Origin of the sequence: Winogradskyella sp. UBA3174, assembly GCF_002364335.1 — a bacterium.
Taxonomy (GTDB): Bacteria; Bacteroidota; Bacteroidia; order Flavobacteriales; family Flavobacteriaceae; genus Winogradskyella.
On record NZ_DEXW01000008.1, the window covers coordinates 26,835 to 39,181 of the forward strand.

Sequence of the window (12,347 nt, forward strand, 5' to 3'; positions counted from 1 at the left end):
AAAATGACGGATAAACTCTTTGACATATCAGTGAAATTAATTCATCTTATTTTAATTTTGTTGTCACATGGCTCTAATGCTTGAAATTAGCTCATCCTATCTATGCTATTGTGAAAAATTGTAGTTTTTCATAAAGTTAAATCATAGATTAGTAGTTCTTCGTTTAAAATTAGACTTACTGTTTTTAGATATTATGTAGCATTGTTATCTTTAATTTTAAGAAAATGACAATAAAAAACCTTCGGTATTTATAAAAGGTTCAATCTAATTTATCTAAAAGCAAAGCGCTCTAAAACTTTAATAAACAACTTAAAATGATACGTTCTTGTACTACAAACTTTTATAAAAATTAGATTTTGTATCTTTATAACTCAATAAGAAAAGCTAAATATTATGTATAAATATGCTTGTATACTGCTTATTGCATGTCTTTTGCAATCCTGCAGTAAAGATTCTGAAGTTAATGATGATAACACTATCATTCTTGAATTTAGCCCATCACCTATTGCATTAAACGAAATTGATGCTTCATTTGCTAATGATATAGCCTACGGTCCTGATGAAAGAAATACTTTTGATATTTTTATGCCAACTTCTGATGAGCCCACAGCTTTAGTTATCTACATTCATGGAGGTGGCTTTTTGGGAGGGGAAAAGGAAAATGCTTATGAGCCTCTTTGGAATGACAGCTGGGATGTGCCTAGTGAAATTAGGATATTATTAAGCCAAAATATTGCCTTTGCTTCTATCAATTACCGCTTATTGGCATTTGAAGGAGATCAAGAAGGAGTGCTCAAATCATTGAACGATAGCAAACGTTGTCTTCAATATATTCGTACAATTAGTAATGTGCTCAATATCGATTCAAATAATATTGTTCTTTGCGGTAGTTCTGCTGGAGCAGGTACTTCGCAATGGTTAGCTTTTTCAGATGATATGGCCGATCCAGATAACGAAGATCCCGTTTTGAGAGCATCTACAAGAGTTAAGGCTATAGCCGTAAAGGCAACTCAGGCTTCTTACGATTTACTGCGTTACGAAACAGATATCTTCTTAGAGTATGATTTTAGTTGGTTGTCTTATTTTCAGATCGATCCTAGTATGAAAGCGAGATTTATGTCTTTTTATGGGATTAATGAGCTCTATGAATTTAATTCAGATGACATTACATCTTACAGACAAAAAATAGATATGTTGGCCATGTTAAGTGAGGATGATCCAGAATTTTGGGTGTCTAATCCTCAAAGTCCAACTGTAATGCCAACACAATCAAATATATTAAACCATCATGGTTTTCATGCTAGAATATTAAAGCAATTTGGCGATAATGTAGGGGTCCCTAATGTGGTTTACTATGCTGATTACGACGATCCGACTGGGGAGGGGTTTGTGGAGTTTATGATTAGAAAAACACAAGAAGACTAGTTCTTTGCATGTTGTAATTTTTGCTACGCTGGATAGTAATCCAAGTTGTTTTCGTGTTTTATAGCTATCGCATTATAAAAACGAATTCAACAAATTCAAACTTAGTAGACGAACTAACTAAAAACTGAAAACTAATACTGCAATCCATCATGTTTCCCAACTTCAAAACCATGTTTCCCAAGGTATTGGTCACCACTTTCAATCGCACTTTCTTCCATAGTTGTTCCCATAGAATCATTCCAACGGTTTAGATATCCAAACAATGAAATAACACCCAACATTTCAACAATTTCTCCTTCATCCCAATGGTCGTATAGGCGTTTTTTAATATCAGCATTCACAGCATTGGGTAGTATAGAAGCTGCTAAACTAAAATCTAAAGCAGCACGTTCAGCATCAGAAAAGGCAGCATGTGTTCTGTATTCCCAAATATTATCTAACTGCTCTTGTTCTGCACCATAACGTTCTGCAGCTCTAATTGCATGGGCTTGGCAATAACGACAACCAGTTGAGTTACTGCTTACCCAAGCAATCATACGTTTTAAGGCTGAAGTTACACGACCTTCATTAGCCATAACCGCCTTATTTAAATTAATAAACGCTTTAGATATAGCAGGTCTACGTTGCATAGTTAACACCGAATTCGGACAAAACCCAAGGGTTTCATTAAAAAATTCTGCCAATTTTTTTGTTTCTAAATCGTGGTCTGCAGACAACGGAGTTACTAATGCCATAGTTGTTTTTTTAGTAGTATTTTTGAATGTACAAGATAATAGTTCTAACTTTTAAATTAAAAGAAAATGGCTGATAAAATTACAACACACTGGCAAGGAGGATTAACGTTTGAATCTGATAATCCTAGTGGTAAATCGGTAAAAATGGATACAAATATTGAAGGTCAGGACGAGCGTTTCGGACTGTCTCCAAAAGCCTTGATGTTATCCTCTCTAGCAGGCTGCTCTGCATTAGATGTTATTTCTACCTTAGATAAAATGAAACATGGAATAGATGATTTTAAAATTGAAGTTTCAGGCGAATTAACAGACGAACATCCAAGATATTATCATTCTGTTGTTGTAGACTATCACTTTTATGGTTCTGACTTAAGTAAGAAAAAATGCGAACGCGCAGTAGATTTATCGGTTGAAAAATATTGTGGTGTTATGGAAATGTTTAGACGTTTTGCAAAAGTTGAAACAAACATTTTTTATCATATAGCTACAAAATGATAATTATTAACCAAACTCTTATTAAGTAGCTTTGGAATTTATAATTTTAAAAATTGAGATTTATTTTCACAGAAAATCATGCGTTGGACTCTAAAACCAAAACCAAAAGCTTCAAAAATTGAAGACTTAAAAAAATCACTTCAAGTAGATACTACGGTTGCAACACTATTATTACATAGAGGTATTGAAACGTATGAAGCTGCTAAAACGTTCTTTAGACCAAGCTTTGAAGATCTTCACGATCCATTTTTAATGAAAGATATGGATGTAGCCGTGGCACGAATAGAAAAAGCGATTGCTCAAGGTGAAAACATAATGGTTTACGGAGATTATGATGTAGATGGTACAACGTCTGTCGCATTAATGTCTTCCTATTTGATAACAAGAATAGAATCAGTTGCCACTTATATTCCAGACCGTTATGACGAAGGTTACGGTATTTCTTATAAAGGGATTGACTTTGCGCACGACAATGATTTTTCATTAATAATCGCATTAGATTGTGGTGTAAAAGCTATTGATAAAGTAGCTTATGCTAATGAAAAAGCTATTGATTTTATTATATGTGATCACCACAGGCCAGGAGATAAACTTCCAGATGCAGTTGCTATTTTAGATCCAAAACGAGACGATTGCAACTATCCTTTTAAAGAATTGTGTGGTTGTGGAGTTGGGTTTAAATTAATAACAGCATTAGCGTCAAACCAAGGTCAAACAGTTCAAGATTTAACAGAATATCTTGATTTGGTAGCCACAGCAATTGGAGCTGACATCGTTCCGATAGTAGATGAAAACAGAGCACTGGCTTATTTCGGATTACAGGTTATTAATACCAACCCCAGACCTGGAATGAAAGCTATTATTGCTGAGGTTAAAAAAGACGTACTCACCATTACAGACGTTGTTTTTATAATTGCACCTAGAATTAATGCTGCTGGTAGAATGAAACATGGAAACCATGCAGTAACACTTCTAACAGAAACTGATTTTAATCTTGCAGCACAATATGCCGTGGATATAGATCAGTTTAATACAGACCGTCGTGAAACCGATAAACGAATTACAGAAGAAGCTTTAATTCAAATTGAAGAAAACAATGAGCAGGAAGGATTTACAACTGTAGTATATCGCGAAGATTGGCATAAAGGCGTCATCGGTATTGTCGCTTCACGATTAATAGAAACGTATTACAGACCAACACTGGTATTTACAAAGAGTGGAGACAAATTAGCAGCTTCGGCACGTTCTGTTTCGGGCTTTGATGTTTATAATGCTTTAGAAGCGTGTTCTGAATATATCGAACAATTTGGAGGACATAAATATGCAGCTGGTTTAACAATGCGACCTGAAAACTACGAAGCCTTTAAAGCAAAATTTGAAAGTGTAGTTAAAGAAACCATTGACCCAAAATTATTGATGCGTGAGTTAAAAATTGATTCAGAAATAGAATTAGGCCAAATCAATGATAAATTAATGCGAATTCTAAAACAATTTGCACCCTTTGGACCAGGTAACTTATCACCAACGTTTATGACGCAAAATATAAAAGATACTGGCTATGGCAAATGTGTTGGTGAAGACGATAATCACATAAGACTTACAGTAACACAATCTTTTAATGACAAAATCGTCTGTATTGGTTTTGGCTTAGGTGATAAAATAGACATCATTAAAAATAAAAAACTATTTAGCGCGGCATATTCTATTGATGAAAATCATTGGAACGGTAATGTGAGTTTACAGTTAAAATTGAAGGATATTAAAGAATAAAAATTAGAACACTTCGTTGATTATACATGAAACAATTAATCCTTATTCTCTTCTTTTCCCTAAGTCATTTTTTGAATAGTCAAAATCTAGTTCTCAATCCAAGTTTTGAGGAGAACTCGTCATATAAATGTATAGTGATTTTAGGTGATTTTAATCGTTCGATAACGGATTGGTCCACACCAAATTATGGGTCTACTGATTTTTTTGATTCTTGCAGTATCGACATGGGAATTAAAAACTATAATGGTTTTCAGAAACCAAAAACAGGCACCTCTTATGCAGGTATGTATTTTTATACAGACAAAAATTACAGAGAGTATGTACAAGGTCAACTGTCTAAAATATTAGTTGCAGGAAGGACATATCGCATGAAATTTTATCTAAGTCTTGCAGACAAATCTTCTTACGCCTTAAAAGATATTCAAGTTTTAATTACTGAGGAAAAATTGAAACCGTGTCATGGTTCTAATAATTGTGAAAAAGCGATTAAGCCATCAAAAGCTACTCAAGGTAAGTTTAAGATGTTTTCTAATTCAAAAGAGATTTACTTTTCTGAAAAAGAAACATGGATGGAGTATATCTTTTGAATTTACAGCCGAAGGTTATGAAAATTACTTTTCAATCGGAAATTTTTATAGAAACCCTAAAACTAAAAAACAAAAAGTACTTTCTAGCAGTCCATTTTTATTTTCATATTATTACATCGATGCTGTTTCCATAAAGTCACTAGAAAAAGAGAAATCTAAAGATATAATTGAAGTACAAAACGATTCGGTTATTAAGACGAACGAAGTTTATACGTTTAAGAATGTGCTATTCAATTTTGATAAAGCGGAATTGTTAGATATTTCAAAGAAAGAGCTTAAAGAACTGTTTGTCCATCTCAGAGAAAACCCAAATTTGAGTATTGAAATCTACGGACATACAGACAACGTTGGCTTAGGTTCTAGAAATAAAGAATTATCGGAACAACGCGCAAAAGCTGTTGCAGATTATCTAATTTCGCAAGGCTTAAATAGGTCTAGAGTTGAGTCTTTTGGGTTTGGAAGTTCTAAGCCTGTTTCTGATAATGAAACGGAAGAAGGAAGACAATTAAATAGACGTGTTGAGTTTAAATTGACAAAAAACTAAAATAAAAATATTTGTTATTTTAGAATTTAACAAAAAACTAAAATAAGAATTACTCTTATTTTAGTTTTTCTTATTTTTGTAAAATAAGAAACATTCTTATTTTAAGATTATGAAAAACTTTACATCAGGACATTTTGTAAATCAAGGCCATTATAAAAGTTTTGAACCTAATTCGATTAATAAGGAATGGGAAATTTTTGATATGCAAATACTTACTTTATTAAGTAAGGCAGATAGGCATTTAGGCCGATTAGATATGTACTCTGAATATGTAAATATAGATTTATTCGTGAGCATGCATATTGCTAAGGAAGCTACACAATCATCTAAGATTGAGGGTACACAAACAAATATGGAAGATGTTTTTTTGGATAAAGAAGACGTTGTCATAGAAAAGAGAAATGACTGGGAAGAAGTACAAAATTATATCTCAGCGATGAACGAAGCTGTAAATATGCTGCATAGTTTACCTTTTTCTTCAAGACTAGTAAAACAGACGCATAAGATACTATTACAAGGGGTAAGAGGAGAGCATAAATTACCGGGTGATTATAGAAAAAGCCAGAATTGGATAGGTGGAGCTTCAATAAACGATGCAGTCTTTGTTCCACCTAATTACAATTCAGTGAATGATTTAATGTCTGATATCGAAAAGTTTGCAAATGATGAATTGAATCCTTTACCAGATTTACTAAAAATTGCGATAATACATTATCAGTTTGAAACGATACATCCTTTTTTAGACGGTAACGGCAGAGTTGGTCGATTATTAATAACATTATACTTAGTTAGTAAAGGTATTTTAAAACAACCTATACTGTATTTGTCTGATTTTTTTGAAAGACATACAAGTCTTTATTATGATAATCTAATGCGTGTAAGAACCCATAACGATTTATCGCAATGGTTAAAGTTTTTCTTAACAGGTATTATTGAAACAGCACAGAAAGGAGTAAAAACTTTTGATGCAATTTTACGACTGCAAAAGTCAATTGATGAAAAGATGAAAAGTTTAAAGGGTAGAAGTTCAGATGCAAAATTAATTATTTATTATTTGTTTACAAAACCCATTATAAATGCAGCAACTGTAACTAAGGTGATTAACAAATCACCAGCGTCAGCTTATAAGTTATTGAAATCTTTGGAAGATTTAGAAATCATCAAAGAAATAACAGGTGCTGAAAGAGGTCGCTTATATATGTTTACAGACTATCTAGATTTATTCACGAGTAAAGATGTCTAAAATAAAAAACGATCCATACGCAGCATTACGAATCAAAGAATTCAATATTTTCTTATTGGTGCGCTTTGCATTAATTTTTGGGTGGTCTATGCAATTTATAGTTATAGAATGGCAGGTTTATGCTCTAACTAAAGATCCTTTGTCACTAGGAATTATTGGATTAATGGAAATCATACCTGCTTTAGGAATGGCTTTATTCGCTGGCCATATAGTAGATCAGCGGGAAAAGCGGAATCTCTTGGCGATTTGTATTGCGGCATTTTCACTTATAAGTTTTGGGTTATTTTGGATCACCTCTGACGCTGTTGAAGAGTCTTGGTCCAAGACTACTATTCTATATGCGATATATGGCTTGGTATTTTTTGGTGGTTTTTTACGTTCGTTTTTTGGTCCAACCATATTTTCGTTAGTCGCATTAATTGTACCTAAAAAGATTTATCCAAATGCTGCAACTTGGAACAGTTCTACGTGGCAAATGGCTCGCGTCTTAGGTGTTGGTTTTGCAGGCTTTTCTATTAGTTGGATTGGTGTGCACTGGTCTTTATGTATCGTTTTTGGGCTGGTTATGTTTTCGCTACTCGTTTTATTTAAAATTGAAAAGAAACCGATTCTTAACCCTAATATTGGTGAGCCCATGGTTAAAAGTCTTAAAGAAGGTGTGAATTTTGTATTTAAAACTAAGGCTGTTTTAGGGGCTTTAACCTTAGACATGGTCTCAGTATTATTTGGTGGTGCCGTGGCTTTATTAGCTATTTTTGCGCAGGATATTCTAAAAGTTGGCCCTCAAGGTTTTGGTATTTTAGTTGCAGCACCTTCAGTAGGAGCATTTTTAACCATGTTGATAACGGCCTATATTCCGATTAGTAAAAATGCGGGGATGAAATTACTTTTTGCCATTTTTGGTTTTGGGGTGTGCATTATTGTATTTGGATTATCATCTACTTTCTGGATTTCTGTGGTTGCTTTATTCTTTAGTGGAGTGACTGACGGAGTCTCAATGGTGATAAGACAGACGATACTTCAATTAAAAACACCAGATCATATGCGAGGTCGTGTGTCTTCTGTAAACTCTATGTTCGTTGGGTCCTCAAATGAGTTGGGTGCTTTTGAAAGCGGTGTAACTGCAAAATTAATGGGAACAGCAACAGCAGTTGTTTTTGGAGGAACGATGACATTAATAACCGTAGTTACTACAGCATTGGTTTCACCTACATTTAGAAAATTAGACTTAACAAAAGATATTGAGGCGCACGAGGCAGAAGAGTAGGGATTTAATATCTTTTCAATTCAAAATTTTCACCATCAAAAACACCATAGGTATAATACTGAATCCAATCACCTAAATTGATATACATAGACGTTTCATTCAATTTAATTTCTAATGGTAAATGCCGGTGACCAAAGACAAAGAAGTCGCGGTGTTTGTCTTCAAGCTTTTTCCTACTATAAACGGCTAGCCATTCATTCTCTTCCCCTAAAAATGTAGCATCATCATTACCAGAAATCATTTTGTTTTTAACAGAGAAGTACTGTGCAATTCGCATGCCTATATCAGGATGTCCCCATTTAAATAACCACTTAAAAAAAGGGCTTATAAAAACCTTTTTCATGCGTTTATAACCTTTGTCACCAGGACCTAATCCGTCTCCATGGCCAATAAAAAAAGAGTATTTATTAAATGTAAACTCATGAGGTTTGTGATATACAGGAATTCCTAGTTCTTCTTCAAAATAACCATTCATCCATAAATCGTGGTTTCCAACAAAGTAGTGGATTGGAATACCAGAATCACTGATTTCCGCCAATTTCCCGAGCGTTCTTGTAAATCCTTTTGGGACTACGGTTTTGTATTCAAACCAAAAATCGAATAAATCTCCAAGTAAAAAAATTGCTGCTGCATCGTGTTTTATTTCATCTAACCAGGCTACAAATTTTTTCTCACGAGGTCGGGAAGCTTCCATAGTTGGCGCTCCCAAATGATTATCTGATGCGAAGTAGATTTTTTTGCCTTCAGCAATAGTTATGTGGTTAGTTTTAGTCATTATCTGAAGCAAACCATTCTGCAAAACTCGTCGCAGTTTCTTGAAGTTTTAATGAATGGAGTTTTATACCTTTTGGTAAACGTTGTTTAATTTTTGTTGAAAAATCAATCACCATCATTTCACTTGTTGGCTGGTAGTCAACTAGTAAAACATTGTGGTCCCTATCTGCGAGTTCTTTTGCTAACTCTACATGAGGTGTATTTTTATTAAATACTGTAGCGTGGTCAAAGACATCAACAATTTCTTCTTTTACAATTTTCTTTAAATCGGTAAAATCAATCACCATTCCAAATTTTACATTGGTATTATCAGAAATAGGTGTACCAATTACAGTAACGTCTAAACGGTAGCTATGTCCATGCACATTTTTACATTTTCCGTCATAACCATAAAGGGCATGACCTGTCTCAAAAGAGAACTGTTTTGTAATACGTATGTTACTCATTATCTTCTTTTGTTTCGGTTATAGAAATACACGATGACCAGAACAATTCCTAATATTAGAAATAATCCATTTCCACCTAAAAAACCAAGTATATCCATGTTATTCGTCTTTTATTCTATTCTTATTATATCTGTAAATTACAAAGGCAATAATAACTAGAATTACAAAAGGTAAGAAAGCACCAATAAAAAGACCCACTTCGTAACTGTCGTCTGGTGCTTCGGCTAATTTTTTATTAATATCAACCTCTTGTAATATTATAATTAATTGGTTCATTTATAATTATAGATTCATTTATTAATCAAATTTAAGTGTTTTGGGCTAGAGGTTTAAATGTTTTTCTAAATTTTATAATTAATGGTATTCCTCGCGCAATAATCCAAAGCGTAAAAGCTATAAAAACACCATAAAGTTTCATATCCAAAGTATCTGTCCATTTTATAATAGGGAAAAATACTAAAAGGGTAGTTAGCAACAATAGATTTCGGAGGTATTTCATTTCACCTAAACCTTTAAAAACACCATCAAAGATGAAGGCTAAGGCACAAAAAGGTTGCATAGCTAAAACAATCCAAAATACTTTATAAAATTCATCTAATACGTTTTGGTCATTAGAGAAAATTCGACCTATTGGATAATAAAATAAGGCTCCAATAATTGCAATGGTTAAGCCAACTATGATTCCATATTTAATTAATTTGTTACTTAAATCTATAAGATTACGATAGTCTTTTGCACCTAATAATTTACCAGATAGGATATTGCCAGCACTAGCATAACCATCAATTATAAATGCTCCTAAGAACCATAGATTAATAGCAATAGTATAAGCGGCTATATACTGTTCACCATATTTTGTTGCAGAGCTTGTTGCTAAATAAAGGGCAAAATTCAGTGCTAATGTTCTTACAAAAAGATTAAGAATCATTAGTGTAAAACGTTTAATTTCAGGATTAAAAGGAAGCTTAATAATAATTTGAATATCTGTTTTTCTAATAATATAATATGCCGAAAGTAGTGCCATTATTAATTGCGCAATAACGCTGGCATAAGCTGCGCCTTTTATATGCATTGCAGGAATAAAATCTTGTATACCGTAGACTAGAATTATGTCTAGAATAATATTTGCAAATGCTCCAACAATTGCAATTAACATAGGGTAGTACGTGTTCTGTAAGCCTCTAAATGTTCCAAAAATGGCAATTGTGAAAAGCGTAAAAGGAAAGCCAAAAACACGAATTTGATAATAATCTACGCTATAAGTTAAAATATCTCCTGAGGCATTATATAGTTTAAAAATAGATTCAGCAAAAGGAAATGTTACTAGAATTATTACTAAACTTAAAGATGTAATTAAAAATATAGCCTGACCAGGAAGGTTTTTAACCGCTTCTAGATTGTCCGCACCAACATACTGTGATACAATTGATGAGATAGCACTACGTGTTTGTCCTAGTACCCAAATAAGCATTGATAAAAATGTAGTAACAATACCAATAGCAGCAATAGATGTTGTTGCATTATTATCCATATTACCAATAATGGCTGCATCTGTTAAAGATAAAATAGGCTCAGACACACCAGCAATTAATGCTGGTACAGCAAGTTTGTTAATTTGTTTTAATGTAATTGTAGTGCTCAAAGGACTAATTCATAACAGTGAAAAGGGTATTCACTTTGTTTTGGGAAGTAAATATCACCTAGTTGTTTGTAGCCGCGAAGTTCGTAAAACTTTTGGTTTCTTTTGTTCTGAGAAAAGGTATCTAAACGAATAGAGGTATAGTTGTTTTCTATTGCAAATTGTTCTGCAAAATCCATGAGTTGTTGCGCATAGCCTTTTCCTTGTAATTGCGGGTGAACAGCTAAACGATGAATGTAAATATTAGTGTTATTTTTAGTTAACCAGTTTATAGGAATATATTCGCTATCCATGTGTTCTGAGATAACAATAGAACCTTTAACTTCCTCTTTAATTTCTAGGACGAAGAGTTCATTGTGTTCTACATCCTTTATAAATGCAGTCTTGTTTGGGTAATGTTCATTCCATTGGTAAATACCAGTAGCTACCATTGCTTTTGCGCAAGCTTTCGTTATCGCTATTATTGGGTCTATATCGTTGCTATTACCTTTACGAATCATTTATAATGTTTACTTTTGTTTCAAATTTTTAGATATGAAAACTATATTAGTACCTGTAGGGTCTTCAAAAAACGCAAAATCTCACTTACAATATGCAGTAGACTTTGCAAAAGCTTTTGGTGCAAAATTGTATGTTGTTCAAATATATAATGTTTATACCAAAGCAGGAACAATGATAAAAATAGATCATATTCTTGAACGTGAATCTAAGGTGTTTCTCGATCAGCACGTGTCATCTATAAACACAAAAGGTGTTGAGGTTTATACAAGAACGTTTAAAGGAAAATTAATAAATACTTTAGACCAGGTATGTAATGCTTTAGATGTTGATTTAATCATTTTAGAACCACGTACAAATTCAATTAAAGATGAAGTTTATCTAGGTAAGACATCAGGAAAAATAATTAAACGCACGCAAATACCTGCACTTATTGTTCCTGAAGGCTATGTTTATAAACCTATTGTGAAAATTTTAATAGCATTAAAATCTGCTGTTATAAAAAAAGAAGGTGTGCTTAAGCCGCTGTCTTCAATTAAGAATCAATTTAAAGCCGTAGCAAATATATTATTAGTAAAAACTCCTTTTCATTCTAAAGAAGACTTTGAACTTAATGATGAGCTATTAGAAATCATTACTAATAAAACTATAGCAGAGAGTCCAACGACTTTTCAAGCTGTTTTAGAACATGCCAAAGCTAATTACCCAGATATGTTGTGTGTTGTTCGCAGAAAGCGAGGTTTTTTTAGAAATTTATGGGAAAACGATACTATTTTAAAGAAAGATTTTCATAGTACAACAATGCCTGTATTAGTGTTGAGTGGCTTAAAATAAGCGAATCATATTTTGGGGATGTAGCTCAGTTGGCTAGAGCGCTTGACTGGCAGTCAAGAGGTCGTCGGTTCGAATCCGATCTTCTCCACTT

The 12,347-nt window shown here is 33.2% G+C and carries 14 protein-coding genes and 1 tRNA gene; 9 read left to right on the forward strand and 6 right to left on the reverse strand.

Features of this window, described 5'->3' with window-relative positions:
* The first annotated feature begins 393 nt into the window (after positions 1–393).
* On the forward strand, positions 394–1,425 hold the full coding sequence (locus B2U95_RS00930) for an alpha/beta hydrolase (RefSeq protein ID WP_296311476.1): 1,032 nt from the start codon (positions 394–396) through the stop codon (positions 1,423–1,425).
* 131 nt (positions 1,426–1,556) lie between these two features.
* Here the strand turns inward: B2U95_RS00930 and B2U95_RS00935 are convergent, their stop codons facing one another.
* A complete protein-coding gene (locus B2U95_RS00935; RefSeq protein WP_296311481.1) occupies positions 1,557–2,159 on the reverse strand; it encodes a carboxymuconolactone decarboxylase family protein in 603 nt (200 codons plus the stop codon).
* Between the two features lie 66 nt (positions 2,160–2,225).
* Here B2U95_RS00935 and B2U95_RS00940 point away from each other — a divergent pair, with 66 nt between their 5' ends.
* The 6 genes from B2U95_RS00940 to B2U95_RS00965 all read left to right on the forward strand — a co-directional run bounded on the left by B2U95_RS00940 (position 2,226) and on the right by B2U95_RS00965 (position 8,065).
* Positions 2,226–2,654 (forward strand): OsmC family protein, encoded by a 429-nt coding sequence (locus B2U95_RS00940; RefSeq protein ID WP_296311484.1) that lies wholly within the window; start codon positions 2,226–2,228, stop codon positions 2,652–2,654.
* A 78-nt stretch (positions 2,655–2,732) separates the two neighbouring features.
* The gene (recJ, locus tag B2U95_RS00945) at positions 2,733–4,424 is read left to right on the forward strand and encodes a single-stranded-DNA-specific exonuclease RecJ (protein WP_296311490.1); all 1,692 of its coding nucleotides are present in this window, start codon (positions 2,733–2,735) and stop codon (positions 4,422–4,424) included.
* Between the two features lie 26 nt (positions 4,425–4,450).
* Positions 4,451–5,011 carry a hypothetical protein gene (locus B2U95_RS00950; RefSeq protein WP_296311492.1) on the forward strand — a complete coding sequence of 187 codons (561 nt, stop codon included), beginning with the start codon at positions 4,451–4,453 and terminating at the stop codon, positions 5,009–5,011.
* Positions 4,899–5,555, forward strand: a complete 657-nt coding sequence (locus B2U95_RS00955) for an OmpA family protein (protein WP_296311494.1) — start codon at positions 4,899–4,901, stop codon at positions 5,553–5,555. The genes B2U95_RS00950 and B2U95_RS00955 overlap by 113 nt, the downstream gene beginning before the upstream one ends.
* A gap of 109 nt (positions 5,556–5,664) precedes the next feature.
* The gene (locus tag B2U95_RS00960; protein ID WP_296311497.1) at positions 5,665–6,798 is read left to right on the forward strand and encodes a Fic family protein; all 1,134 of its coding nucleotides are present in this window, start codon (positions 5,665–5,667) and stop codon (positions 6,796–6,798) included.
* The gene (locus tag B2U95_RS00965) at positions 6,791–8,065 is read left to right on the forward strand and encodes an MFS transporter (RefSeq protein ID WP_296311499.1); all 1,275 of its coding nucleotides are present in this window, start codon (positions 6,791–6,793) and stop codon (positions 8,063–8,065) included. Before B2U95_RS00960 ends, B2U95_RS00965 begins: the two co-directional genes overlap by 8 nt.
* Before the next feature lie 4 nt (positions 8,066–8,069).
* Here B2U95_RS00965 and B2U95_RS00970 read toward each other — a convergent pair whose 3' ends face one another.
* The 5 genes from B2U95_RS00970 to B2U95_RS00990 form a co-directional block, all read right to left on the reverse strand.
* Complete coding sequence (locus B2U95_RS00970; protein WP_296311544.1) at positions 8,070–8,822, reverse strand: UDP-2,3-diacylglucosamine diphosphatase; 753 nt, start codon at positions 8,820–8,822, stop codon at positions 8,070–8,072.
* Between the two features lie 10 nt (positions 8,823–8,832).
* Entirely contained in the window at positions 8,833–9,285 is a 453-nt protein-coding gene (locus tag B2U95_RS00975; RefSeq protein WP_296311504.1) for a 6-pyruvoyl trahydropterin synthase family protein, read from the reverse strand.
* 99 nt (positions 9,286–9,384) lie between these two features.
* Entirely contained in the window at positions 9,385–9,561 is a 177-nt protein-coding gene (locus B2U95_RS00980; RefSeq protein WP_296311507.1) for a hypothetical protein, read from the reverse strand.
* 31 nt (positions 9,562–9,592) lie between these two features.
* Entirely contained in the window at positions 9,593–10,927 is a 1,335-nt protein-coding gene (locus B2U95_RS00985; RefSeq protein ID WP_296311509.1) for an MATE family efflux transporter, read from the reverse strand.
* Positions 10,924–11,424 (reverse strand): GNAT family N-acetyltransferase, encoded by a 501-nt coding sequence (locus B2U95_RS00990; RefSeq protein WP_296311512.1) that lies wholly within the window; start codon positions 11,422–11,424, stop codon positions 10,924–10,926. Before B2U95_RS00990 ends, B2U95_RS00985 begins: the two co-directional genes overlap by 4 nt.
* A gap of 34 nt (positions 11,425–11,458) precedes the next feature.
* On the opposite strand from B2U95_RS00990, the gene B2U95_RS00995 reads away from it, so the two are divergent.
* Both B2U95_RS00995 and B2U95_RS01000 read left to right on the forward strand, forming a co-directional pair.
* Entirely contained in the window at positions 11,459–12,256 is a 798-nt protein-coding gene (locus B2U95_RS00995; protein WP_296311515.1) for a universal stress protein, read from the forward strand.
* A 14-nt stretch (positions 12,257–12,270) separates the two neighbouring features.
* A tRNA-Ala gene (locus B2U95_RS01000) sits at positions 12,271–12,344 on the forward strand.
* The last annotated feature ends 3 nt before the right edge of the window (positions 12,345–12,347 follow it).